Below are 25526 nucleotides of genomic sequence, written 5' to 3'. Positions count from 1 at the left end.
AAATTGTGGACATCAACCAATTTACTCCATTTCAGCAATATCCACTCCCTCACCCAGATAATCTGCTTGAACAAGACGTACAGCGATTGATCAATGCGCTTAGGGCAGTTGATGCAGATATCCACCAGCAGCAATTGGCACATCAACAAGCCCAAGTAGAAATCGACAAGCGCTTCAGACGGCTTCGGCTCAATCAAGTTTTGGGTGAAACCCTGCTACCAATTTAAAGGATTTATAAGAGGAAATTATGGCAACAATTCAACAAGCCGTTCAGGTAATGGTCGACAAACTGGTCGCTGATATGAACGGCAGCACTCCGTTGAGTGCAGAGGAGCAAACCTTAGTCACGAATGCAATTGCACGGCTCACAGATAACGCTAAGCTTGAGCAAGCCGTTGTAGCCGTTGCACAGGAACATTTGGATGACTCAACCCAGCTATTGCAACAGGTTGCAACCTCAGCGATTAACAATATTGATTCTGCTAAAGCTGATTTAACCGCGTCGACCGCTGAGCTGGTTACCAGAGCTGCAAAACTGGCGCTATTGGATCAAATAGCTCCATTGACGCAACAAATTAATGAAGTGGTCGCGAACAACACTGCAGCAACACCAAAAAACTTATTCGCGATAAAAAGTATTGATACGGCGAATAGTCATGCTAATTTTCGCCGCTCCACATCGGTTTTGGCTATCTATAATAGTGATGGTGCTTCCTATCTCACTCGACCGAGTGTTACCGCGAATGCCGCAACGGACACATGTCGTTTAGATCATTTACAAATTAGCCAAGATGGCACGTCATCCACCGTACTAAAATCAAGCTTTGTCCATAATAATGCCTTTGAGCAAAACCCTGCGACTAAGGTGTATCAACATGGCGCAAGTGCCATTGTGCCACTGGGGTTAAAAGCACAACCTAATGATGTTAGTTTTGAAATCGTATATAGCACCCAAGAGTCTCAGTCAGCGAATGCGACAGAGTATGGTGGTATCTTTGTTTTAGGGCAGGGATTTACCTCGCGTACTTTGCCAAAGCAAGATCTCAATGCCCGAGATAAATTTGGTATTCCAACACGCTCTAGTTACAACCATAATGAGGTAGCTGTGTTGTATAACAACCAAAAGCACTGTTTAGTGGTTATCGACTCGGGTACTAACTTGGTTGTGGAAAAATATCGTGACGGCAACCACATTACTAATATTGCCATTGCGAATGCAGCTGAATATCAGAGTTATGTGGATAGCGGTGACTTTACAACGATAGTATTTATCGCAAATACCTTAGCACAGCCGCATGGAATAAATCGCTATAACCATAGCGAGGGGGCGATGTCGAGCTATTCATATAATTACTACGGTTACTTTGGTCTACTTGGTAGTGAAGTAAAAATGGCAGGTGATAAATTCAACGCACATTATCTCTTCACAGAAGAGCAGAAGCTTCAGCCGATCAATTATATTTTTACCAGTAACAGTGAGCCGTATAAAACGCAAAATTCAAATGGCACAGAGAATAGTGAAGGCGAAGTGAATGTGGCCATGGAAACATTAGATGGCGAGTTACTGAGTTCGTATTGCTATCGTTCTAAGGCCGATAGCGTAGGATACGATGGGGGCGTAATAGCAACAGCCATTCAAGCGATGAATCCGTACTCACATATAGGTATTATTAATGAGCACTACCTATTCAACCAGTATGGCCTTGCTAGAACCTGTCGCGCGATTTAAGGAGTGAAAATGAATATTTATTACGACAATAATAAAGGGATGTCTATTGCGGGTAACTTTTGGTTGGTACACCCGCAAACGGGTGAGCAATGGAGTAAAGAGTCGGTAGCACAATTTATAGCTGAAGCTCAGTTAGAGACTGAAGAAAACTCTGAAGTTGAGTATTTAAAACAGCAAGTCATTACGCGCATAAAGCAACTCGCTTATAGCAAATTGCAATCGGAGCAGTGGCGAGTAGAGCGCGCAAAAGAGCGCGAGTTGAGTGAGCGGTTGAACGGTAATGAAGAAGGTGCAGCAACAGAGCGTGCAAACCTACTAGACATTTTGCAGCAAAGAGAAGTGGTGCGTGAAAAAAGCGGTGAGTTAGAAGCAGCGGTGCTTAGCCTTACTACTCAAGCTGAATTACTACAGTTTGTGATTGCGTTCTAATAATTTCACAGCAGGTCAGGATTGACCTGTTTTACTCCCTAAAAACCAGTAAGATAGACCTATGCTTGAGAAAGTTAACAAGCACACAGGTTTCCAATCTCCAAAGCCCACAAGCAAGTGTTTGCTGTGGGTTTTTTATTTTCTGTTTAGTACCGGAGAGTGCAATGCCATCATCTCAGTTAATTGATTTATCTAAGCTTACACCTCCAGAGCTATTAGAAAATCTGGAATATGAACAAATTCTGGAGCAGTTGAAAAGTAAATTGAGTGAGTTAGTTCCAGATGTTAGTAAGACACTAGAGCTAGAATCAGAGCCTTTAACACAGTTACTCAATACATTTGCATATCACAGCATGCTGCTTAAAGGACGAATAAATGACACCGTCAAAGGTAACTTGTTGGCGACAGCAACAAATAGTGACCTAGACCATATTGCAACACGTTATGGTGTAAGCCGTTTGCCAGAAGAGTCAGATGAACGGTTTAGACACCGAATACAACAAGCATTCCATAGTCTAAATACGGCTGGAACAGCTGAAAGTTATCGCTATCATACATTTTCTGCAGATAGTCGCGTTAAAGATGTTCATGTTATAAGTCCTTCACCTTGCCATGTAGTGTTGACCATTTTAAGTCATGAATCAGCCAACGGTATACCTTCAGACGCACTACTGAACAAGCTCAGAGCAACGTTTGGACTCAAAGCAGATGCGGCTGATACCGTATCTGATGTGCTTGCATTGCAAAAAGTGCGGCCCATTGGTGACAGAGTTGAAATTGTGCCAGTGACAGTGAAGCCCTATACCATCAATGCCCGAGTGCAACTAGCCCCGGGACCAGGCAAAGCACAAGTTAAAGCACAAGTGTTGGCCAATTTAAAAGATTTCTTTGCACAAACTAGTGTCATGGGCACTGCGATAAAGCGCTCAGCACTGTTTGCCACTTTATATAGTAGCGGTGTGGAAGATGTCGTACTCGCTGGACCGAGTGAGAATGTCATAATTGCGAGCCATGAAGTCCCTTGGTGTGAAAATGGCATCGCTGGCGTGATATTTGAAGGTGATGTGTGAGTGATAGTAAACCAGTACACCGAGGAACTGAGCTGATTGAGCAAATACAAGCCACTCAATCCCCAATTTTTACTGTGCTGAATGGAGCGGCAAATTGCCTAGAAACATTATGGCAACCTGAGACTTGCCCAATCGAATTATTACCTTGGTTGGCGTGGAGCCAAAGTGTTACGCAGTGGGATGAGCAGTGGCCAGAGCCTATAAAACGGCAGATCATTGCGCAAAGCTATGAACAACACAAACACCTTGGGACGCGTTTTGCCATTATTAACGCGTTAGCGCCTTTTGGATATGACACCCGTATAACAGAATGGTTTGAACAAGTACCCAAAGGCCCTGCCGGGACAATCGCTATTGATGTTGCGGTGTCTGATAGGAGGCTCAATGAGTCGTTATATCAGCAGATATTTCAAACCATCTCAGCGAATAAGCGCCATAGTATTCAGTTTAATTTATCGCTCAGTTTATTATCTACAGCAAAAATTCAGCTGGCTTCAGCAGCGCTATTTAGTGCTTCTGTCACTGTCTATCCATACTATGCCAGCGAGATTGTAAGCAATACCCGTATGCGCCTTGTGGTAGCCAGTCAGTCTTGCAGTTATACCAATATTTACCCTCGGAGTAGTTATGCCCCAACCACAATACTGGACCATGCTGACACCAGCGGGTCGCGCTAAAATAGCCAATGCCATTGGTACTGGCGTTAAAATCAACTTAGTCAAATTTGCCGTGGGTGATGGCAATATTTTACCTGATGCGGAGCATCTCACGAGTGAGCGATTTAGAGGACTGATAAATAGCTCCAAAACGCTAGAAAACAATCCTGCGATGCTTGAGATCATCGGTATTGTCCCTGCCACGGAAGGTGGGTTTTATGTGCGTGAAGCCGCATTTTACACTGAAGACGATCAAGCATTTGCCATTGTTAAATACCCTGAAACTTACAAGCCAAGTATTGAAGACAACGCCAGTGCTGAGCTTGGAATAAAAGCGGTGATTGATGTGGTGCAGTCAGAAATGGTGAATTTAAAAATAGATCCATCTATGGTTTATGCCACGCAAGACTATGTAAATAATGAAATTAATAAATTTGTAGGCTTACTGTCTCTTGATGGTGGCGCATTTTCTGATTCTTACCCCAATGTTCCCTCGTTAGACGGAGGCAGTATTTAATGTCGAACAAAATTCAGTTTAGGCGCGGACCTGCGGCAAACCGCACCAATGTCACGCCGAGTAATGGTGAACCAATATGGTTGACCGACAGCAAAAAACTATTTATCGGTGATGGCACAACCCCTGGAGGGGTGGATATTTTCACCACCCTTGGTAGTGCTATTCATCGTGATGCAGGTAGCGGCGCAAACCATGTGTTGTTGCTAGACAGTACCGGTAAAATTCCTGAAAATGTGTTACCCAGTCTTGCAATAGGTGAGCCGTTTGAGGTCGCCAGTCAATCTGCCATGTTAGCGCTAAATGCACAGCCTGGTGACTTGGCGATTCGCACCGACGAGAACAAATCTTATATTCTCAAGTCGACACCTGCGAATGTATTAGCAAACTGGGTGCTGCTGCGCACACCAACAGATAATGTTTTATCTGTAAACGGTAAAACAGGGGCTGTAACGGTTAACAAAGCAGATGTTGGCCTAAGCCAAGTTGATAACTTATCGAAATCACAGCTGTTTACTTCACCTATGTTCACCGGTACGCCAAAATCACCTACACGGGCACGCTCAGATAATAGCACCAATATTGCAACCACCGCTTGGGTACGAGACTGGGTTAGTTCATTAGGTCTCGCTGTTGAAGGCGGCGATATTGACGGGGGAGTATTTTAATGGGGCGACGGATCCAATTTAGAAGAGGCCCAGAAGCAACACGATTACAAACTGTACTTGGTAACGGCGAACCGGGGTTTTCAACAGACACAAAGCAGCTTTATGTCGGTGATGGCGAAACACTTGGTGGTGTGCCGGTTTTGATGGGGTTTTATCAAGTAGTTGAAAACGACATGGGGGCGGTTGCAGGTGGTACATATTTGTTTGCAACGGCTTGTACCTTACATTTGCCACAAACAGCGCCTGAAGGTTCACATATTACGGTGAAGCTACTGAGCAATGCGGGGGCAAGTAAAGCATCTCCTGCCAAAGTGTGCCCCCCAAGTGGGCAATCAATTGGGCGTGGTGAGGAAGCGGGAGCTGAATATCATATGACAATACCGAATACACAACGTGACTTTATATTTGTACAAGGAGGGTGGATTTTAGCATGAGTAATGTATTAACTGATTATGACGATACAAGTAGCGATTTCCCTTTCTATAAGCCAAAGTCAATCGATTTGAAAACCGTTGGAGATTTGCAGAACCAATATAAAGATCGAACTTATATAAACAACCCGTATCAAAAAGGCCATTGTTTGTTTATAGCCCATAATGCAGTTTACTATTATCATGAAACTACTGAACTATGGCAAAAAATCTATTCGGAAGACAGTAATGGTGTACTTCAAAAAGACGTATTTTTTTATCAATTAGATGGTCAAAATTATGTCTTATTGACGTTTAAAGAGCGTAATACTGCGTCGGAGTTTTCAACAGTAGTCTCTGTCAATTTAGTAAATGGTCGAATTGTACGTTCTTTGTCACTGCCAATAGAGCACTATTTTGGCTATTTTGTAGTTCAAAATAATCAACTGTATTTATCGGGTCAAATTGCAGGCAGGGGTAAGAAAATCCCTGTAGATTTGACAACGCTGACTATTGATATTGAAGCAGCTGAAGATTATGGTTTTGGCAGAGGACCTCATGGTTTTGTCAATGGTTTAGTGTCTCTACTTCAATGCAAACCTGATGAGGAGTTTGGTCAGCTAAAGGTTGAGCTAAGGTTTGGTCCTGAATTTCACTTAAACTCAGCAACAAGTCCAGTAAAAACTTTTATCTTACCTTATCGTGTATTTATGCCATTTAGTACCATGCGATTGAATCCAAAGGTTATCTCATTTGATACGGTTGCCATGCTCGGAGATAGACAGAATGAACCTAGCGATCCTATTGGTAGGGATGTGCCTATTTCAAAGGTATATTGGCCAATATCAGAAATAGATAATTGGCTGGCAAGTATTATTGAATATTATACAGGTATTAACTTATGGGAATGGGACTAGGAATTTACTATATGTCTCCAACCGGTCAGGATTGACCTGTTTTACTCCCTAAAAACCAGTAAGATAGACCTATGCTTGAGAAAGTTAACAAGCACACAGGTTTCCAATTTCCAAGACCCACAAGCAAGTATTTGCTGTGGGTTTTTTTATGGCGCAAAGCGAGGAGGTGATGATGGCATTTGAGCGATTGGACTTATCGCAGTTGCCCATTCCTAAAGTATTAAAATCCTTAAACTTTGAGCAGCGTCTAGAAGCATTAAAGCAAGCATTGCTGCAAAAGGATAACGCACTCCAAGAAGTAGTAAATTTGGAAAGTGAACCTCTGACTAAACTGTTAGAAGTCATGGCATATCAAGGACTGACTCAGCAAAGCATGCTAAATGACGCAATAGAAGCGAACTTGCTCGCGAGTGCTTCAGGGAGTGATTTAGACGCAATCGCAGCGAGGTTTAATGTTGCCAGGCTTGGGAATGAGGATGATGAGCGTTTAAGAGCGAGAACGCAACTGGCGTTTGATGGACTGAATACCGCAGGGAGCGCGGCCTCTTATCGCTTTCATGCATTGTCGGTGAGTAATGAGATTTGCGATGTGCAAGTTCATAGTCCGAGGCCATGTGAAATAGAACTAACCGCCTTGAGTCGAATAGGGAAAGGTACACTAAGCGCGGAGCTGCTGAATAAATTACACATCGCCTTTACCCCTGAATCGTCAACACAGCCTGAAGTCTCTAAAGTGAGACCGCTTGGCGATAGAGTCACAATCAAGCAGCCACAGATATTGATGTTTAACATTGCTGCGGAACTTGAGATTTTACCTGGCCCGTCGCCTGAGGTGATTGTGGACAGTGCCTCAGCCGCGCTCGACGCTTACTTAACTGAAAGACGTCAGCTTGGTCGGCAGAGCACGCGAGCGGGCATTAGCAATGCTCTGTTTTTATCCGGCGTTGAAAACATTAGGTTGGAGTTGCCAAGTGAAGACATTATACCTCTAGATATTGAGGTGGCGTATTGTCAGCAAATGGATTTGCGAGTAAAGGTGAGGGGGCTGGATGACTAAGCTTTTACCTCACAATGCGTCAACCTTAGAGCAGTGGTTAGCAGAGCTGCAAGCCAAACCTCGAACTATCCGAGCGGGTTTATTAGCGGCCTTAAAACTTGAACAGCGCTGCGATGATGAGCTAGTGGAAATTGCGCGTTATCTCTCGTTGACGGAGGCCGGCTGCCTTGATTTACGCAGCGCAATTAAACGCTTATCAAGCAATAAATTGCTGCCAATTATTTACTCTCAAGTGTTTTTCCCAAGAGATGCACTTGAGCGGCTAGCGGTAAGTGTCGGACTAAGTGGGCTCTCCCTCAAGGATGATGAAGCAAGAACCCAATTGCGTGATGCTTGTGTACTAAACGATACACGGCTGCTCTTAACGAGTCTTTGGCAACCAGAGCTTTGCCCCGAGCCTTTATTGCCTTTTTTGGCGTGGAACTACTCAGTGGATGAGTGGGATGAACATTGGCCTGTGGCGATTAAACGCCAAGTCATTACTGATGCGTTCACGGTTCATCAGTGCAAGGGGACCCCATTTGCGCTGCAAAAAGCGCTCGATAGTCTCAATATTGAAACCGAGATCAAGGAATGGTGGCAGCAGGAAGATGGTTTGCCTGGCACTGTACAGATCTGGGCGCTTATTAATCAGAATTTGGACGACCGACAACAAGGATTGTTGACCTCCCAGATGCTCAAGCGTATTCGCCGTGTGGTAAACGCAGTGAAACGCGGTGCTATCCATGTTGATTTACAATTGGGTATTGCACTTAAAGAGCAAATTGGTGCAGCAGGTATTGGCAAAGCGCCTTTGGGTCTGAGCAATACCCAAGTGTTGGGGTTAGGGGTAAAACCTGAGCAAGGCAAAGTCGCATTAGGGGCATGTGGCCATATAAATCACTATGGCTATCAAATGTTAAATACCGAAGGCGCAGGCGTTTTACCTAGTGAAACGCAGGCGAGTTTAGGTGTGTTTGCGGTTGCAAAACAGCTGAATGCACAAATGCATATCAGCCAAGGAGTGGGCATTCATCCTGATGAGTTAATGCAAGGAGTGGTACTCGCCAGTGGTATGCACCGACTTCAATATCAACATTATCATTTACAAGGAGCGACTTAATGTCTGCACTAACGCTGCAGTTTACCCATGCGGGACTTGATGCCCTACTCAGCGCTCAAGCGCGAGGCTTTAAGGGACAAATCAGCCATATGGCGTTTGGCGATGCCGCTTATACGCCATCACAAAATCAAACTGAGCTACGCAGCCTTAAAGAGCGTGTAGCTATTGCCGACAGCGACTATCAAGACGGTGAAAGTACGAGCCTTAAAATTGCAGGCAAATTCGACGCACCACTTGAATATGCCATCAGAGAAATTGGTGTTTATTTAGATAGCGGCGCAGTAGACGCAAGCGGTGAGCCGGAACTGATTTTGCTGGGGGTTTACTCAAAAGCCAACACCACACTTGGTTACCGCACACCTGACGTCAAAGTACTACAGTGGTTAACGTTAAGTTTGGCACAACTGCCTAGTGAGAGTATCGAGGTAAAGCTAGGAGTCGACAATCTCAATCTGATTGTTGACAAAGAGTTGGCCGAAATGACGCTAACGCAGCTAGATACCATGCATCGGCAAATCAAACAGGAATTTCGTTTGCAACAACAGGAAACAGCGCTAAGTGAGCTGAAACAATTGCTCACCAGTGAAGTGACACGATTAGATACAACGCATGCCGCTCGGCTAGATAATCGCGTAGCAGCATTCCATGGCTTATTTAACGCAGAACTTGCCAATGTGACGACGGTACAGCTAGACACCATGAACCGCCAAACCAATCAAGAAATTAGATTAACCAATCTTGAGCATCAATAAGGAAACACTATGTCAAATGACAATTTAACCATGACGGAGCGCCTGAGCCAAGTTGCCACACGTGCCAATGCACTGTGCCAAACTGTTGAAGATCAGGTTGGGATTATTCAAAGTACGCTAGAGAATAAAGCTGAGGAAGTAGATCAGCATATTGACTCTTCTACTGTTGAACTCACTGCAGCCACGAATGGAATGAAAGCGCAGGTAAATAGTTTTATTGATAGTCAATTTAGAGCTGAACTGCCGTTCTTCCGTATTACTAAGAATCAAGAGCTGAAAATTAATGGCTCTTTAACCCCTGGAACTAAGGGGATCCCAGATGGTTACCACTGTAGGAATAGTAATCATTACGAATGTGAAATCGTAGCCTATTCAGAGCATGGGAAGATCAAAGAAGATAAACACCCTGAAATCAGAGCTATGTATGACCAAATTCAAGGTGGTACTCCAAAATATAATCAGCCTGATTTTGCAATCGTACGTATTAAAGCGTTAGAAGTAGATGATTATCCAGCATTTGAAAATGCATACTCCATTTATCAAGGTGGTTTACCTTACAACAACGCATTGACCTTTGGTGGTTGGATAAAAGCTGAGTCAGGAAAGGTTCGATTTACTTATCCGTCCGATGAATTCTTAGTTCCAACAGATGACAAATGGCATGAAGTAACTCGACAATCAAATATGCCTAGTAGTGGTGGTGTGAATTACACCTTTGGTCCTCACATTTATCTAGAAAAGGGAGCTAGCTGCCTAATTGCTTTACCTTCAGTAGTTGCAGGTAAGGTTCCAGAAAATCGATGGGGATATTTTGAAAAACCAGTATTTGAGAGGCAACTATAATGTTAGAACAAATCGTAATGAGAAAAGATGAGCTAGGCGGAGAGCGCAGCCAATTCGACATTGATTGTGAATTAAGAGCGTACCTTAAAAAAACGGATTGGTATGTGATAAGAGAGCTGGAAACGGGAGAAACCATTCCTGCTGATGTGAAAGAATTACGCAAGCTCGCCCGAGAAGCAATAATCACTCCATTTAATTAACCTTCTTTCGGGCGTTCCGTCCATCTTCGGCTTTTTAATCTAGCCAATTTATAATTTGAGAGCACAACTATGCATCGACAAACCTTGATAGCTAAGGTGTTGGCGTGCCTGAGTGCCGGTCTGTCTGAGCTTGCTCAAGTTGATTTACTAAAAGCAAGCCAGCCACAACCGGATTTAACAGAGCGTGCACAGCTTACCCTTATCCCAATCGCTGAGCGACAAGCCAGTGAACTGCAAGCGAAAGGCGCCGATAAAGGCGTGACTTATGGGCCTGCGTACAATAAAAACCTGAGCCCAAATGCACTCGATAGACGAGTGATGACTTTGCAGCTTGAGCTGGCGCTTGAAGAGGCTGATGCCTCGACGTTGATAGCGCGGTTGGATAACTTGGTCAGTGCCGCTGAGGCTTCGATTATAAAGGACGAAACGCCCGTCCCTTGGCAACACTTTATTTGCGAAAAAAGCAGTTTTAGTTATAGCAACCAAGTCAACTCAATGCTCGCTAAGGCGACGTTGACTTGGCAGTTTTATTACCAAGTTGAGTACCCCGAGGAGGCCGGTGTTGAGGTAACAGAAGTGTATCTTGGCCCGCATGGTGGCGAGCATCGCTTAATTTACAAAACCCCAGAAGAAGGACCGATAGCGTGATAGCCAATCAACATTTTTCAGACTTAGCCATGTCCGACTTACAGCAGCGTCTTACTAAGTTAATTAGCCTAGGAACGGTGCATGAAGTGGATTACGAAACGGCGACCGTCAAGGTCAAAATGGGTGATTGGATCACGGCAAAGTTACCTTGGCTAACGGCGCAAGCTGCTCATGATATGACTTGGCAAGCACCTGAAGTAGGTGAGCAAGTGATGGTGTTATCTCCCTGTGGAGATACTTCCCAGGGAGTAGTACTTGGCAGCTTGTATAGTCAAAAATTTGCGCCAAAACAATTGGGAGTATCGCCTGAAAATCGCCCTGATGTTCATAAGGTTCAATATCAAGATGGCAGCTCAATCACGTATGACCGAAAGAGTCATCGTTATCTGATTGATATTCAAGGAGCGGATGCCACTGTGGATGTGCTTTCAGCAGGGACGCTGAATATTACAACAGCCAAAGACATCCGAGTAGAAACACAAGCTAATGCGACCGTATTGAGTGCAAAAGATGCAACTTTGAAGTGTGATGGGAGTGCTTCTGTTCAAGCGGGGGGGGACGTCAGTGTTGAAGGGGCAAGTATTGCCTTAAATGGTGGCTCACCTTGTGTGACTACGGCACATGTATGTCATTTTACTGGCAGTCCACATGGTGACGGCTCATCTACAGTTACAGCGGGGAAGTGACATGGCATTAGATGCAAATGCATTAGAAAACATGATCAAAGCGGAGCTTGAAGCCGAGGGTTTTGTGTTGGCAGGTGCGCATGCAGGAGCTGGCAAACTGGCTGCTGCGATTGCTAAAGCCGTAGTTGAACATATGACTCAGGCTGCGGAGGTTCCTGTATCAGGAGGCTCCAGCGCGGGAATTTACAAAGTGACTTAAGGAGTCGTCATGATAGGAATGAATGCCAAAACGGGCAAGCCGCTCGGTGGTGTTGAGCATCTAAAACAGAGTATTCGCGATATTGTGACCACACCGCTTGGGAGTCGTGTGATGCGACGCGATTATGGCTGCGGCTTATATGAGCTTGTAGATAGGCCTTTTTCTCACTCTTTGGTGGGGGATATTACTATGACCATCGCCAATGCACTGGAGAAATGGGAACCACGCTTTCAACTTGATGGTGTTGCGGTACATCCAGCAGGTGAGGGCAAGTTGTCTATCGAAATAAAAGGATTGTATTTAATCAACGGGGAGCCTGTCACCATCGAGGGTATCCAGATCTAAGTCATTTTTTATCCACCTTATCCGTTAGGTATAAGGTCAACAAACGCTAATTTTTATGAAGTTATTAGGGCCATACAAGGCAGCTTGTATGGCCTTTTTTATTCTCTAACTGACATGTCTTTAAAGGAGATAACTATGTCAAAATTTCTACACGGTGTAGAAGTCATTGAGGCGCAATCCGGCACGCGTCCAATCAAAACAGTAAAAAGCTCAGTAATTGGTGTGATTGGTACTGCACCTAGTGCAGATCCAGAAAAGTTTCCACTTAACACACCTGTATTGGTTGCTGGTAAACGTGCTGAAGCTGCACCGTTGGGTACAGAAGGAACACTACCAGCGGCAATGGACGGTATTTTTGACCAAGCTGGTGCGGTAGTCGTTGTGGTTCGTGTCGATGGCGCTGATGAAGCGGCAATTATGTCAAACATGGTTGGCGGTGTGGCAGCAGACGGTTCTTATGAAGGTGTGCAAGCTTTTCTTGGTGCTGAGTCAGTACTTGGGGTAACACCACGTATTCTTGTGGCGCCAGGTTATGCGCATCAACGCCCTGAAGGTAATCGTAACCCAGTCATCACAGAACTTGTGAATGTGGCTGAGCGTCTTCGTGCGGTTATCATCGCAGATGGTCCAAACACAAACGATGAAGATGCGAAAGCATATCGTGCCGACTTTGGTTCGCGTCGTGTGTTCGTTGTTGACCCTCATGTCAAAGTATTCCGCGATGGTAAAACAGAAGTTGAACCTGCAAGTGCACGTGTTGCGGGCATGATTGCAAAGTCGGACAACGACCGAGGCTTTTGGTGGAGCCCAAGTAATACCAATATGAACGGTATTGTGGCAACTGCGCGCCCAATCGACTTCCAGCTGGGCGATGCTAACGCACGTGCGAATATGCTGAACGAAAAAGAAGTGTCGACCATTATTCGTCAAAACGGCTTTAAGCTTTGGGGTAACCGTACTTGTTCTGACGACCCTAAATGGGCATTCCTGTCAGTGGTACGTACCGCAGATATGATCAACGACTCACTACTGCGTGCGCACATGTGGGCGGTTGACCGCAATATCACCAAAACTTACATCGAAGATGTTACGCAAAGTGTGCAGTCGTACCTTGATAGCTTAAAAGCACAAGGTGCAATTCTTGGCGGTCAAATTTGGGCTGACGAAGAGTTAAACACACCGGCCAATATTCAAGCGGGTAAAGTGTATTTTAGCTTTGACTTCACGCCGCCAACACCGGCTGAGCACATCACCTTCAAGAGTATTCTAACTAACAACTACCTAGAGGAAATCGTATAATGGCAATCTCTCCAAAAATTCTTAAAAAATTCAAGCTGTTTGTAGACGGTAAAGGCTATCTAGGTATCGCTGATGAAATCCAGCTACCAAAAGTAACCGTAAAAACTCGCGAAGTGACGTCGGGTTTTCAAGCGCCGGTTGAGCTTGATGTTGGCCAACTTGAAAAGCTAGAAGGCACAATCACGTTACTTGAATACAACGCTGACATGATGAAGCTACTTGGCGATTGGAGCGGTGCAACAACGCCATTAACGGCTCGTGGTGCAATCCAAGCGCAAGGCGAAGCGCCAGTACCTGTGGTGGTAACGCTTGAAGGCTTCTTCAAAGAAGTGGATATGGGCAGCTGGAAAGATGGCGAAGAAGCTAAGCTTACGCTGCAATATGCAATTCAGAAGTACAAGCTACAGATCGGTCAAGATGTGATTTACGAAATTGACCTATACAACGACGTTCGTACCGTTAATGGTAAGGACCAAATGGCAGCACTTCGCGCAGCAATCGGAGCTTAATCCATGAAAGAAATCATTACCTTAGCATTCCCAATTACGGTCGATGGGCATGAGTATGCAGAACTGACAATGAGACGACCAAAAGTACGCGATCGGTTAATGGTGGATAGAGCGGATATCAGCGAGTCTGAAAGCGAAATTCGTTATTTCTCGCACTTATGCGAAGTTTCTCCAGATATCATCGAAGAGCTTGATTGGAGTGATTTTGTGAAGCTGCGAGAAACGCTACAAGCTTTTCTCGTGTCCCGCCAAAGCGCTTAAAAGCCATGGTTATCGCTCTGGCCAAATATACTGGCTGGGGCTTGGCCGAACTCAACGCGCTGACCGAAGACGAGCTCATCGAGTGGTTTGAAGCAGCGCTTGATTACAAACAAGCGACAGAAGCGGGCTAAACCGATGACCGCAACCGCCCCTTAACCCTTTAAGGGGCGCATTTCCATACTTTTAGACGCTTTAGCTTAGGCCTCAGCTTAAGCTAAAGCGTTTCACTTTTCTCTATTTTCCTCAGGTAACGCCATGACAAAACAAGGTAAACAGGTTCGTTCACGAGAGGCGAACAAAGTCAAAAATAAGTTGCCACAGGTAACTTCGCTTGCTAACCAAGTTGCACATTTAGGTAGTCTAGTTGCAAAACTCAACGCCAATTCTGCGACCAGTGCGCAGATCCAGCAATTAATCTCCATCATGACTCAACTTAATGCCAGCGCGGTGTTAAGTCCACAGGCTTCGTTCTCAGTACCCGAGTTTCAGGCACCTGCCTCTGGTGAAAATGCTGTGCCAGGTAGCCAGCTGGTTCAACAGGCTGAGCAGGTCATGTTGGCGTTGCCCGATTCTTTACAAGATGCAATAAGCGGCTTGTCTGAACGGGTTGCAGAACTGGATTTCAGCGCTGCAAGCCAAACCGTACAAGTTGAATTGACGGCATTAGCCGAACAGGTTCCTTCACTTTTTAACGCAATTTCCGTTGCACCAGCCGTGACTGCGGCGACAAATGCATCGAAGCAAGGTCAATCTGTAATCGATGCTCAGCAGCAATTTTGCCTAGATGCAGCGTCATTGGGTCAAGCTTTGCCGGACTTTGCATCGAGTTTAGATTTAGCTGCTTTGCCAAAGCAACTGCTCGAAACAGGCAATTTGTTGAGCAATATTGAGTTTGCAGAGGTACTCAAAGGAGAGCTTGGTTCGCTAACAGAAGCTGCTCCTGCGTTATTAACTCAATTTGGCTTTGACGATGCGGCAAATGTGGTTACGCAGTTTGCGCCAGCTGTGAACCAATTGGATATTCCAGGACTTATTCAAGGCGATTTACAAAGTTTGCAGCAGGCTTTACCAAGCTTGTTAGAAGCCGTTGATCTAAAGGCATTGAACCAAACTCTTGCGCAAGAAATACCGGCGCTTGCTCAACTTGACTTAGCGGGGCTTGCTAATGGTGAGCTGGGGTCGTTGGCCGCAACGTTGCCAAACTTACTTGAGGCGGCGGGACTTGATGGTGCCGCAAACTCGGTATCTGCGGCTTTGCCAGCGCTACAACAATTGGACTTAGGCGCAATTGCAGATGGTGATATCCAGTCGTTGCTACAAAGTGCTCCGGCATTATTAGATGCATTGGATATGCAAGGTGCGTCACAGGCTTTTGGTTCAGTTCTTCCTATCGCTGAAAAACTCGATTTTAAGGGCTTAATGGATGGTGAGCTGAGCAGCTTAGTGGATGCCGCACCTGAAGTGCTTAGAGCATTTGAACTTGGCGATGCTGCGGATAAGCTACAAGCTGCGATTCCTGGCTTAAAACAACTGAATCTCAAGCAAATTGCCAGCGGTGACGTATCGAGCCTTATGGCGGCAGGTCCTTCGTTACTAAAGGCATTTGAATTAGACGGTGCAGCTGGCGTACTAGAAGGCGCATTACCGGCATTAGAAAAACTGGATGTCGACGCGATTTTGGGGGGCGACATCAAGTCCCTTGTAAGCGCAGGACCTGAATTGTTGAATGCATTTGGGCTAAACGATGCGGCAAGTGTACTTGAGCAACACGCTGATCTACTCTCCAATGTTGATTTAAAAGGCGTTCTCAAGGGAGATCTATCTTCTCTTACCAACAGCTTACCAGATTTATTTGGTGAGTTTGGATTAGACGGTATTAGCGATGATTTATCCGAGTCGTTTGCTGAGTTAGAAAGTGATGTTGAAGAGAAGAAATCTACGCGTAAAAAAGGACGCAAGAAGCGAGGCAGAAAGCGTAACAAGCGAGCTAGGTCTTCTAATCTAGCGGATAAACAAGAAACGTCGGCGGAGCGCGAGCACAAGCCGCGCAAAATCAATAAGCGAAGTGCCAATAAACCCGCTTTGAAACTGTTGGACGGCGGGAAAGCCCCTAGCGTAAAAGCACAGTTAGATAGTCAAGCATCGCAACCAAAGTCCAAAGCAAAAGCCAAAAAAGTCAAAATGATGGCTGCCGCAAATGATGCAAGTTATCAAAAGCTTGGCAGTTTCTCTCCAGCTAAAGGTGGCAAACTTGGTCAGTTATTCAAGGGGTCTAAAAAGTTACTTGGGCGTGCGGCTGCACCGCTTAGTGTGGCGTTAGGTGCATTCGATGCGTTTGCGGCATTAACTGATGACACGTTAACGACTAAAGAAAAAACCACTCAGGTTGGAGCTGCTGCGGGTGGCGCAGGCGGCGCACTCGCTGGCGCCGCAGCAGGCGCGGCAATTGGCTCGGTTATTCCTGTGGTTGGCACTGCAATCGGTGGCTTAGTCGGTGGTGCACTCGGCGCGATGGGCGGTGAGTCAATCGGAGGTTGGTTTGGTGACAAACTTGGTGGCTGGTTCTCTGACGATGCTCAGGACTCAGCTTCAGGTACCTCGAGCCCTTCGGTGACAGAGCGCTTGCTCGATAGCGCAACGAGTTTTGCCACCATGGGGCCGCTGGGCTTAATTAGCGACACCCTCGGCGGTTGGTTATCAAAAGGCGATGAAAACGTTGCGCAAACAGACAACAAAACGGCTGTGATTAGTACGCCTCAACACGGTGAAGCAACAAAAAACAATGCACTCGACTTTGTTAAAAATAATGTCATTAATGAGCTGAATTTAGCCACAGGCACGGCTGCTGCGTTTGCTGCTAATCAAGGGATGACAACCGGCAAAATTCACGGCGTCAGCAAGGCGGGTGATTTGGCAGGCAGAGCGTTAAACGCACACACGGTATGGGAAACGCTCAATAATGATGGGCTTTCTGTTAAAGAAAAAGCGGCTGGCATTGGTAGCACGCTAGGCGGCATGTTTTCTGCTGATGCTGTATCTGGTGCACTGTCAAAGAGCAAAAATCCCTATGTGAGAATGGCGGCCCCTATGGCGGGTTACCTTACCAACAATATGGTTGGTGATGCCATTAAAGGTTGGTTTAGCGATGACAAAACATCAGCCACCAATGAGGCTAAAGCACCAGATCCGAATAGTTTAAATCAACAGAATGTGAGTGCGAATAAAGTATCTGAATATTCATCGGCGCCGCAGCCGAGCGCTGCATCGGTAACGGTGAACGCCAATATCACAGTCAATGCAAAAGATGGCCAACAGGCTTATGAGGTTGCGCAGCAAGTGAAGCAAATTTTGGATCAGCAACAACAACAAGCTGAGCAAGAGCTTAGTGCTCGATATTACAATCAAGTGGCATAACGATAGAGGACTAAATGAGCAAAGTTAATCATGCTAAACATATGATGCAACTGGGAGACTACAAGTTTTCAGTAAGCACCGCAGCGTTTAATAAGCTCCAGTACGATTCTCAATATCGCTGGGAAGCCCACAAATCTCAGACTGATAAGGACTCTCCGCCGATGCAATTTATTGGCGTAGGAGAGCAAACCTTAAACATTGAAGGGGTGATCTTCCCGCAAATTGTGGATAACGGCTTGAAGCAATTAGACATGATGAGAGATGAAGCCGCCAAAGGGGAGCCGATGACGCTTGGCTATGTTGAAGAAAGTGGGAAATCTAGTCCAAGCGTAGGGCGCGTAATGGGTAAGTGGGTCATCAAACGGATAAGTGAAACGCGGACCTTATTTTTTAATGATGGGATCCCACGAGAAATCCAATTTTCAATGGAGCTCAGCCGCTATTAAGCGCGCTGAGTGCTAAGGAGTCGTTATGAGCAAAGGGGTAACTTATATTACGCGAGATGGCGATTGTCTCGATCTCATCTGTTTTAAGCACTATGGCCGCAGTAGTGGCATGGTAGAAAAGGTGCTAGAAGCCAATCATGGCTTGGCAGAGCTTGGGCCAATTTATTCGGAGCAGATCAGTATTTTTCTTCCCGAAATCGCAAAACCTACTGTGTCTAAAGTGATCAATATTTGGGATTAATATGGACTTACAACCGCATTATTCTATTAAAGCAAATGGCAATGAGGTATCAAAAACACTGAAGAACCGCTTAGCTGAGCTCAGTGTTACAACACGCACGGGGCTTGCGAGTGATACCTGCTATGTACGATTTGATAATTTAGCTGACGCGCCCATTGCCTTACCCGCACCAACGGATCAACTAGAAATTGCGATGGGATATAAAGAAGGCACCAAAGATCAGAGTGCTCCCTCAACCAAATTAGGTATTTTCGAAGTGGGCGCTTATGAATTGACTGGCCCCAATCGCTCGTTGACATTTTATGGTAATAAAGTGCTGTGGGATCAAGACTTTAAAGCGCTAAAAATACGCTCATGGCCAGAGCAGGGTAAGGATGAGCCGCTGATGCTGGACAAGCTTATCCAAGACATTGCCGGTGAGTATGGACTACAGGCAAAAATAGGTGATGCCTTTCTGGGCCGAGAGATACCGCACATTGAGCAAAGTGAAAGCGATATGCAATTGCTAAGCAAGCTTGCCGTGCAGTTTGATGCAATCATGAAGATTGCGGATGACAAGCTTATCTTTATGGCTAAAGGCACCGGAAAGTCGTTAACTGGCAAAGCTTTACCTAGCGTGACGGTAAGTAAAAAGCAGCTGGTTTCATGGCAGCTTAATGCTAACCACAACAAGTTAGTTAAAGGGGTGCAGGCTTATTTTTACGATAAAGCGTTAGCGCAAAAAACATTGGTAAGTGTCGGTGGCGGTTCACCTAACACGACACTCTCTTACGTTTACCATAACGAGGCGGAAGCACAAACCGCGGCGACGGCCATGTTACAGCGTTTAAATCGAGCGCATACCAGTGTGCAGCTTTGTGTGGTTGGCGACCCTAACTTACTAGCAGGTGGCGTGATAACTATCGAAGAGGTTGACGATAATCTCAACGGTGACTGGTTTGTCTGTGAGGTCAAGCATGTAATTAATCACGCCGGCTTTAAAAGCTATTTAGTATGCGAAGCATTAGGTTAAGTTAAATCCCACATTTTTTATATTAGGCGTCAGCGATTACCGCGTTGAGCGCTCCCTTCCTTAATTTTTCCTTTCTCCCTGTGTCCCGCACAGGGTGTACTTTTATCTCATCCATCACTGATGAGATATCACCCTTTCTCCATGTGGGCCATCCTTATTTTGAGGCTCTGGCCTCTTTCCTACCTGTAATTCGATGTAATGGTGTAAGTCAGAATTAGCTTCTACACTGCAGTAATGCTTCATGAATTGAACTACTGCAAAAAGGATTACAACATGTCACATCACTGCAATCAAAATCCCATTGTTTCAGCTGCGATATACCCACCCATTGGAGTAATGCGGGTTGGTAACAGCCCTGATGAATTTTTTATTGGTCCTGAGGTCGATACCGCCATTCCAAGAGAGATGAATTACTATCGCGATAGCACGGGAGCGTTGAAGCGCCAAGCCGCGCGATTTCGTATTTATGGATTGGACGCCGAGGGCAACATCGTTAAAGAGCTCACTTGTGACGATGGTGCTTCTATCATTTGGCATGCACGCTTGGCTAATCAAAAAGCATCTTGGTATGAGTTTCAATTAGCGTTGGATATTCCAGAGGCGGCTGAAGCCGAGCCGAGTTTACTGCGCAACCTCAATGTAAACGAACGTAACAGTTTGCTCATTGATGGTGGGGCGCAGCAGATCAGTGGTATTGCTTCAGGGTGCGGTTGTAGTCGCTTTGAAGGATGCTTTGCCGGTAAAAAAGTGTACTTAGGCGAAATGCGTACCGATGATAAGGGCCGCTTACTTATGCTTGGTGGGCACGGGGTGTCAGAAAATCCTCAAGGCCACGAGGCGATCACGTTCGGTAATAATGAAGGCTGGTACGACGATACTTCGGACGGCCCTGTAACTGCTGAGGTTAAATATCAAGGCAAAGCACTTGATGTGAAACCAGCATGGGTTATTTGTGCGCCACCAGATTATGCACCAATGCAAAAATCTCCGCGAACCATGTGGGATTTAATGCGTCAGGTTGCAGTTGACGCCAAGATGCTACCAGTACCTAAGGGTAAGCCTTCCTTTAGTAAAGACATTCTGCCAATTTTCCAAAGGTTAACCGATTTACAATGGGTTAATGCGGGATTTGCCGCTGGGTTTGGCTGGAATAGCCCCTTTGATTTTACTTCAGAGACTTGGATCAGCCGTTTAAATGACAATTCACGCACATGGCAAGAAGCAAGACGTAATCTCTTTAATAACTTTAGACAGATAGAAAAAGTCACCACGGCGGATGAAAAACATAGTTGGAACCCTAAATTTGCCGCTACCGCTCCGCAGTTGTGGCCTTGGTTGTACGGCGATGCGATGAGTGTAGATGCCGATGACTCGCCAAGGCAGTTTGTCACCCTGACAGACATTCAGTTGAATATGTTACAGCAGTGGTCGAATGGCGAATTTGACTCTGATTACGACCCTTGTTATTGCCCCCCAACCAGCATTGATGAAATTCCGGTTGCTGAGCAGCCTGAGATGTTAACTAAAGCGGCGATGGAGTTCTGTTTAGCGGATGCTTTCCACCCTGGATGTGAAATGACTTGGCCAATGCGTACAGCGGGCATGTATAGCGAGGCTTTCCGTCTTAAACATTCAGAAGATACTGCACCGACCCACGGCACCAATTATGGCGTGGAAATGACATCAGAAATCGCGCTGCATTCGAGCGGCCCATTAAAAACGGGGCAGGTTGCTGGTGGCATTACACGTTGGATGGCCATTCCTTGGCAAACAGACACCGCGAGTTGTCGCGATGGCTACAATGAAGCGTACGACCCTTATTTACCGACCTTTTGGCCTGCACGAGTGCCAAATAATATGCTTAGCGAGCAAAATTATCACCGGGTAGTCGATGAAACTAAGCCATTTGCAGAGCGACAAGCAGCATTTAATGACCGGGAGCTGTGGCTAAACGATTTGCCGATAGGCCCTTCAACCAACTATATTGAGCAGATCAACAGTATGATCACTGGGTTTGGTCAATTGGCGGTGGTATTACCGAAAACAGAAAAAGGCGTAACTGGTTTTCCAACCACCATGCAAGTAGGGTTAACACCAGTCAAAGCGGAAAAACTGCTGGCTGCGGATAATAACGAAAGCATGCGAGATTGTCGTCCTGATTTGTCACAAACCGACAAAGCACACCGCCGGAATCGCAAATAATAAGGGCTAATATGGCTGAAAGGAAATCGGATATTGTCATTGTAGGTGCAGGCATTGCTGGATGCATTGCTGCACTTGCTTTGCATCCCCACTATCAGGTGATAGTAGTCGATAAGCTCGCTACAGCTAAAGACAAAGTGGGCGAGTGTTTACCGCCAGCGGCCTCTAGAATTCTCAAAAAGCTTAACCTGTTGCACTTATTACAAAGCCCGGAACATCTCACTTGTCACGGTATGATTTCGTTTTGGGGCAGTGAATCGCCTACCATAGTGGATAACGTTAAAAACCCCGATGGTTTGGGGTGGCACATTCATCGGCAGCATTTTGAACAGCAGCTTCGTGATCAATTAGTGCTTCGTGGTATCCCTTTGTTATCTTCTACAAAGCTCACTGATGTGGTGCAAACACAATCAGGGTGGCAAGTTAGGGTTGAAGGCTGCGACACTGACATGTCTATCACGACAACACTGCTTATTGATGCCACCGGTCGCGCCTGTCATCTGGCGAGGCGACTCGGTGCAAAACTACAACAGTTTGATAAGCAAATGGCACTGTGGCTTACCGCAGAGGTTGCCACGACGAAACAGTTTGCGGTGATAAGCGATGAAGAAAATGGCTGGTGGTATAGTGCACCGAGCGCGGCATGCTCTTCACTCGACTCCAATATGCAGCCGCGGGTGTTTTCTTGGCAGGCTTGCGCTGATGCGATCAAAAAGTGCAACATCACCAGCGCTCGAGATTTTTTAGCCAAAGTAAAGCTGGTGAGGGGGTTTAACACCTTAGTGGACTTGGTGAATATAGAAACAGCACACCTGCATCCAATGGTAAGTGCAAATTCGGCCCGTTTGGATAGTTGCGCAGCAAAAGGCTGGTACGCAGTAGGTGATGCGAGCATGAGCTTTGATCCACTCTCTTCGCAAGGAATGTTGCACGCCATGACCAGCAGCATGCAACTTGCGGATATGCTGCTTTTGCACGGCATGGATTACAAACATGGCGCAAAACTATATCAGTCGCAAATGGATAGAGTGTGGATGCGTTACCTTGAGCATCGACAGCACTTTTACGAGGGGTCAAAGTTAATCGGTTAACAGGTATTATTGTTTTGTTTTGATGCTGAAAAAGTAGCAGGTAACGATAATTGAGCTACTGTTTAAAGGTATATAAATAAGCCGTGTTTGGTTTAAGGAAGCTATATGCATATCCAGCAAGATAACATTGAAGAAACCTTGTTTTTCAGCCAGTTACTAAAGCAAACCTCAGCAATAGAATTATTAAAACAAGTACTTATGCATTCTCATCATGCGGTGGTTGTCACCGATGCAGATAGGGAAAATGGCTACCGCATCGTCTACGCCAATAAAAAGTTTTGTACGCATACGGGTTATGAGCTCGCAGAGCTTGTTGGCAATTCTCCGGCGATTTTACAAGGGCCTAAAAGTAATAAAAGCGTTATTGCTAAGCTAAGCGATGCCCTTGAGCGCAACGGCTTTTTCTACGGATCCTCTATCAACTATCGTAAAGATGGCAGTATGTATCCGGTAGAGTGGAATATTTCCGCTATTCGTAATGAACAAGGGGAGGTGACACATTATATTTCGATGCAAAAAGACTTAACTAATCTGCGTCGACTCGCAGAACAAATCCAAGAGTCGACAGAAGTCTTTAAGAAGTTTTACTTTAAAATCTCACATAATCAGGCATTTGTTGGGCCTGAAGCGCGACGCCAAAGAGATCGAGGAAAGATTGCGCCAGAGGCAATTGAATTGTTTGATGAAACCCTCGAAGAGCTCAAGAAAAATGAAAAATTACTCAACGGTAATTTACGCTCAGAAGCCGCCAATGATCTATTCGATGATGCTTTTTTCGATATGGGCCCAGACGACCTCGGAGCATTTTCAAGTAAATTGCAAAAAGAGGCGGAATCTGCCAGCGAATTTTGGCTTGAGTGTCCGATAGAAGGCGATGATGTTGCATGTTTACTTGAAGCCGTAGAAGAGGTAGATGCCGAAGTTGGCCTTATTCAAGCCAACGGATATTCACAGCAACGTATTGAACTAATTGTAAAGTTGTACAAAGAATTGGCTAATAGCTTGTATTTTTGTGTTGAGTTTAATGATGGCGCGTTATTAATTGATGAGGTTGCAGAATGTTTAACGGCGCATTTGCACGATAAAGATATTCCCGTTGAGATGCTGGTGATGTTTAACAAAGATTTGTTTGTTTGGATTAAAGAAGTGTTTGAATCGAAAGAATGCGACAACATCTATAGTGGTGAAACCAATACCATTGCTGCTGGCCGTCAGTTGATTGCGATGCTTAAAATGTCTGAATAAATGTTGCCTAGAAGTGGCGATGAACACTCACCTATTCTCTGCCGTCAGTGGAAGCTGAATATGAGCAATTGCGCCTTGTGCTTGTTCAAAATCGACTTGATTTTCTTGCGTGGTGGGAATTTCTATCAAGGTTTGAGCAAGTGACTTAATCGGCGAGAGAGAATTATGAATCTCGTGGCTGAGTACTCTGATCATTTTTTGCCAAGCGTCGCGCTGAGCTTGGCTGACAACCGCTTGCACATCGGTCAGGATCACCAAGTGTGCCTGCATGCCTGCAATGGTAAGCTCACTATAGCGAAGCTGTCACTCATCACCTAGAGTAGGGTGGTTAAAGCGCCAATGTCTACTATGATACTCAAGGCTAAACTTATGCGCTTTTAACAAACGCTGGCTTTGCCATGGTTTGCCAATCCAATTTGAGAAGGCTTCATTGGCATGCACCAAGGCGGTATTGTTATCGAAAATTGCGATGGGGCTGGGCAGTTGCTGCAATACCCCTTTGATCCCAGCCCGTACGGTGAGCTTATTCACCCTATCTTGAACCAATAAAAATACTTCATTACAGGCATCAATATTCGACTGCGCAAGCTGCAGGTTGGCTTTGTGTAAGGTCTGCAATTATGATATTCGCTGTTGCTCAATATTAATGCGACGTTTCAGCTGGCGATGGGTAAGTACCGCGCGTTGGTAGTCGAGTTTAGAAACAACTCCATCTTCAACCAATTCTCCTTGAGCGGTAACCTCCAGTTCGGCACTTTCTAACTCAGATCTCAGAATTTCCAAATCCGCCTGATGAGACAGCAGTTCTCGTTGTTGATTGATATCGAGTTGTAGATATTGGTCTTGCGATTGCGCCAAACTGCGTTTGGCATCTTTTAAAGATTGGGCCAAATTTGCATCTTGTAACCTCATGATGATGCTGTCGGGATTAACTTGTGCACCCGGGCGCAACACAATTTCTTCAACCGTGGCATCGCTTGCGGCACTTATCAAACGCGGCGTTTTCGATTTAAGCTGTCCATATCCAGATACACTGACCTCTAAATCCCCTTGCTGGACTTCTGCAATCCATGTTTTCGCTATGGGCAAAGATGCCTGCGCTGAGGACTGTATTAGCAGCCATATAATAACTACGGCGAAAATGGTTCCGCCAACAGCCCACAACCAGTTAACCTTGTTGCGCTTTTTATATTCGACTTGTATATCCATGTTGATATCTCTGGTGGAATGAAGGTTGTTATTACTCAGTAGATAACAAGTCGCATGCCAAAATTTAATTAACTGAAATTATTGAACTTTTTATTTTGTCTGCTTGCATGGAAGGAGGCTTTTTGCGGTTTCGAAAATAAAAATTGTGGTTTTGGGATGAGTTAGCACAGCACTTTTGTTGAATTTATGTAATTTTTTGTTGCAGTTTTGTCCGTGGTCTGGTTTTATTTGGCATAGAAAAAGATGTAAGGATAACTACTAATTATGAATCTCAATTCACACTATTCGTTAGAAAGAGTTGTGAGCTCTAAAGATCAAAAGTATATCGAAGGATTATCGATATACTCTAGGTACACACACCCTGCACTTAGA

At 45.4% G+C, this 25526-nt stretch carries 32 protein-coding genes; 29 read left to right on the top strand and 3 right to left on the bottom strand.

From position 1 onward, the window contains the following. Window positions 1-5 precede the first annotated feature (5 nt). The 29 genes from NH462_RS21660 to NH462_RS21525 all read left to right on the top strand — a co-directional run bounded on the left by NH462_RS21660 (window position 6) and on the right by NH462_RS21525 (window position 23945). Window positions 6-227, top strand: coding sequence for a hypothetical protein (locus tag NH462_RS21660; RefSeq protein ID WP_253107726.1), 222 nt, complete (start codon window positions 6-8; stop codon window positions 225-227). A gap of 20 nt (window positions 228-247) precedes the next feature. After that, on the top strand, window positions 248-1729 hold the full coding sequence (locus NH462_RS21655) for a hypothetical protein (RefSeq protein ID WP_253107725.1): 1482 nt from the start codon (window positions 248-250) through the stop codon (window positions 1727-1729). A gap of 9 nt (window positions 1730-1738) precedes the next feature. Further along, window positions 1739-2158 (top strand): hypothetical protein, encoded by a 420-nt coding sequence (locus NH462_RS21650; protein ID WP_253107724.1) that lies wholly within the window; start codon window positions 1739-1741, stop codon window positions 2156-2158. Window positions 2159-2322: 164 nt separating this feature from the next. Next, the gene (locus NH462_RS21645; RefSeq protein WP_253107723.1) at window positions 2323-3228 is read left to right on the top strand and encodes a baseplate J/gp47 family protein; all 906 of its coding nucleotides are present in this window, start codon (window positions 2323-2325) and stop codon (window positions 3226-3228) included. After that, entirely contained in the window at window positions 3225-3905 is a 681-nt protein-coding gene (locus NH462_RS21640) for a phage tail protein I (protein WP_253107722.1), read from the top strand. The genes NH462_RS21645 and NH462_RS21640 overlap by 4 nt, the downstream gene beginning before the upstream one ends. Further along, window positions 3856-4401 (top strand): phage tail protein, encoded by a 546-nt coding sequence (locus tag NH462_RS21635; protein ID WP_083229855.1) that lies wholly within the window; start codon window positions 3856-3858, stop codon window positions 4399-4401. Before NH462_RS21640 ends, NH462_RS21635 begins: the two co-directional genes overlap by 50 nt. Continuing rightward, window positions 4401-5066 carry a hypothetical protein gene (locus NH462_RS21630; protein WP_017218937.1) on the top strand — a complete coding sequence of 222 codons (666 nt, stop codon included), beginning with the start codon at window positions 4401-4403 and terminating at the stop codon, window positions 5064-5066. Before NH462_RS21635 ends, NH462_RS21630 begins: the two co-directional genes overlap by 1 nt. Further along, a complete protein-coding gene (locus tag NH462_RS21625) occupies window positions 5066-5500 on the top strand; it encodes a hypothetical protein (protein WP_017218938.1) in 435 nt (144 codons plus the stop codon). Before NH462_RS21630 ends, NH462_RS21625 begins: the two co-directional genes overlap by 1 nt. Next, window positions 5497-6393, top strand: coding sequence for a hypothetical protein (locus tag NH462_RS21620; protein WP_253107721.1), 897 nt, complete (start codon window positions 5497-5499; stop codon window positions 6391-6393). Before NH462_RS21625 ends, NH462_RS21620 begins: the two co-directional genes overlap by 4 nt. Before the next feature lie 148 nt (window positions 6394-6541). Next, complete coding sequence (locus NH462_RS21615) at window positions 6542-7450, top strand: baseplate J/gp47 family protein (protein WP_253107720.1); 909 nt, start codon at window positions 6542-6544, stop codon at window positions 7448-7450. Next, window positions 7443-8552 (top strand): phage tail protein I, encoded by a 1110-nt coding sequence (locus NH462_RS21610; RefSeq protein WP_253107719.1) that lies wholly within the window; start codon window positions 7443-7445, stop codon window positions 8550-8552. The genes NH462_RS21615 and NH462_RS21610 overlap by 8 nt, the downstream gene beginning before the upstream one ends. Continuing rightward, window positions 8552-9304, top strand: a complete 753-nt coding sequence (locus NH462_RS21605) for a phage tail protein (protein ID WP_119231672.1) — start codon at window positions 8552-8554, stop codon at window positions 9302-9304. The genes NH462_RS21610 and NH462_RS21605 overlap by 1 nt, the downstream gene beginning before the upstream one ends. Window positions 9305-9313: 9 nt before the next feature. Next, entirely contained in the window at window positions 9314-10147 is an 834-nt protein-coding gene (locus NH462_RS21600; protein ID WP_010378382.1) for a hypothetical protein, read from the top strand. Next, entirely contained in the window at window positions 10147-10347 is a 201-nt protein-coding gene (locus NH462_RS21595; RefSeq protein ID WP_010378384.1) for a hypothetical protein, read from the top strand. The genes NH462_RS21600 and NH462_RS21595 overlap by 1 nt, the downstream gene beginning before the upstream one ends. A 69-nt stretch (window positions 10348-10416) precedes the next feature. Then, window positions 10417-10995 (top strand): hypothetical protein, encoded by a 579-nt coding sequence (locus NH462_RS21590; protein ID WP_253107718.1) that lies wholly within the window; start codon window positions 10417-10419, stop codon window positions 10993-10995. Further along, window positions 10992-11681 (top strand): phage baseplate assembly protein V, encoded by a 690-nt coding sequence (locus NH462_RS21585; protein WP_253107717.1) that lies wholly within the window; start codon window positions 10992-10994, stop codon window positions 11679-11681. Before NH462_RS21590 ends, NH462_RS21585 begins: the two co-directional genes overlap by 4 nt. A gap of 1 nt (window position 11682) precedes the next feature. After that, the gene (locus NH462_RS21580) at window positions 11683-11880 is read left to right on the top strand and encodes a hypothetical protein (protein ID WP_010378390.1); all 198 of its coding nucleotides are present in this window, start codon (window positions 11683-11685) and stop codon (window positions 11878-11880) included. A 9-nt stretch (window positions 11881-11889) separates the two neighbouring features. After that, window positions 11890-12225, top strand: coding sequence for a GPW/gp25 family protein (locus NH462_RS21575; RefSeq protein WP_017218947.1), 336 nt, complete (start codon window positions 11890-11892; stop codon window positions 12223-12225). Between the two features lie 135 nt (window positions 12226-12360). Further along, window positions 12361-13524: a phage tail sheath subtilisin-like domain-containing protein gene (locus NH462_RS21570; RefSeq protein WP_017218948.1), complete on the top strand. Its 1164-nt coding sequence runs from the start codon at window positions 12361-12363 to the stop codon at window positions 13522-13524. Then, the gene (locus tag NH462_RS21565; protein ID WP_010378397.1) at window positions 13524-14033 is read left to right on the top strand and encodes a phage major tail tube protein; all 510 of its coding nucleotides are present in this window, start codon (window positions 13524-13526) and stop codon (window positions 14031-14033) included. Before NH462_RS21570 ends, NH462_RS21565 begins: the two co-directional genes overlap by 1 nt. Window positions 14034-14036: 3 nt before the next feature. Then, on the top strand, window positions 14037-14294 hold the full coding sequence (locus NH462_RS21560; protein ID WP_010378399.1) for a phage tail assembly protein: 258 nt from the start codon (window positions 14037-14039) through the stop codon (window positions 14292-14294). A 5-nt stretch (window positions 14295-14299) separates the two neighbouring features. Further along, window positions 14300-14425: a hypothetical protein gene (locus NH462_RS22960; RefSeq protein WP_017218950.1), complete on the top strand. Its 126-nt coding sequence runs from the start codon at window positions 14300-14302 to the stop codon at window positions 14423-14425. A 124-nt stretch (window positions 14426-14549) separates the two neighbouring features. After that, window positions 14550-17708 carry a phage tail protein gene (locus NH462_RS21555; RefSeq protein ID WP_253107716.1) on the top strand — a complete coding sequence of 1053 codons (3159 nt, stop codon included), beginning with the start codon at window positions 14550-14552 and terminating at the stop codon, window positions 17706-17708. 14 nt (window positions 17709-17722) lie between these two features. Beyond that, complete coding sequence (locus tag NH462_RS21550) at window positions 17723-18154, top strand: phage tail protein (protein ID WP_010378403.1); 432 nt, start codon at window positions 17723-17725, stop codon at window positions 18152-18154. A 25-nt stretch (window positions 18155-18179) separates the two neighbouring features. Further along, on the top strand, window positions 18180-18395 hold the full coding sequence (locus NH462_RS21545) for a tail protein X (protein ID WP_010378405.1): 216 nt from the start codon (window positions 18180-18182) through the stop codon (window positions 18393-18395). A 1-nt stretch (window position 18396) separates the two neighbouring features. Further along, window positions 18397-19407: a contractile injection system protein, VgrG/Pvc8 family gene (locus NH462_RS21540; protein ID WP_253107715.1), complete on the top strand. Its 1011-nt coding sequence runs from the start codon at window positions 18397-18399 to the stop codon at window positions 19405-19407. A 273-nt stretch (window positions 19408-19680) separates the two neighbouring features. Further along, a complete protein-coding gene (locus NH462_RS21535) occupies window positions 19681-21609 on the top strand; it encodes a LodA/GoxA family CTQ-dependent oxidase (RefSeq protein ID WP_253107714.1) in 1929 nt (642 codons plus the stop codon). 11 nt (window positions 21610-21620) lie between these two features. Further along, window positions 21621-22700: a tryptophan 7-halogenase gene (locus NH462_RS21530; RefSeq protein ID WP_253107713.1), complete on the top strand. Its 1080-nt coding sequence runs from the start codon at window positions 21621-21623 to the stop codon at window positions 22698-22700. A 105-nt stretch (window positions 22701-22805) separates the two neighbouring features. Continuing rightward, entirely contained in the window at window positions 22806-23945 is a 1140-nt protein-coding gene (locus tag NH462_RS21525; RefSeq protein ID WP_253107712.1) for a PAS domain S-box protein, read from the top strand. A gap of 27 nt (window positions 23946-23972) precedes the next feature. Here NH462_RS21525 and NH462_RS21520 read toward each other — a convergent pair whose 3' ends face one another. Genes NH462_RS21520 through NH462_RS21510 form a run of 3 tightly spaced genes read right to left on the bottom strand, consistent with a single transcriptional unit; the run spans window position 23973 to window position 25154 of the window. Further along, complete coding sequence (locus NH462_RS21520; protein WP_010378417.1) at window positions 23973-24215, bottom strand: hypothetical protein; 243 nt, start codon at window positions 24213-24215, stop codon at window positions 23973-23975. A 33-nt stretch (window positions 24216-24248) separates the two neighbouring features. Continuing rightward, window positions 24249-24563, bottom strand: coding sequence for a hypothetical protein (locus NH462_RS21515; protein WP_010378419.1), 315 nt, complete (start codon window positions 24561-24563; stop codon window positions 24249-24251). Further along, a complete protein-coding gene (locus tag NH462_RS21510; RefSeq protein WP_253107711.1) occupies window positions 24564-25154 on the bottom strand; it encodes a hypothetical protein in 591 nt (196 codons plus the stop codon). Between the last annotated feature and the right edge of the window lie 372 nt (window positions 25155-25526).

This window comes from Pseudoalteromonas sp. OANN1 (assembly GCF_024124685.1).
Taxonomy (GTDB): domain Bacteria; phylum Pseudomonadota; class Gammaproteobacteria; order Enterobacterales; family Alteromonadaceae; genus Pseudoalteromonas; species Pseudoalteromonas piscicida.
Note: the sequence above shows the minus strand (reverse complement) of the source record. Positions and strands in the feature narration are given on the sequence as shown.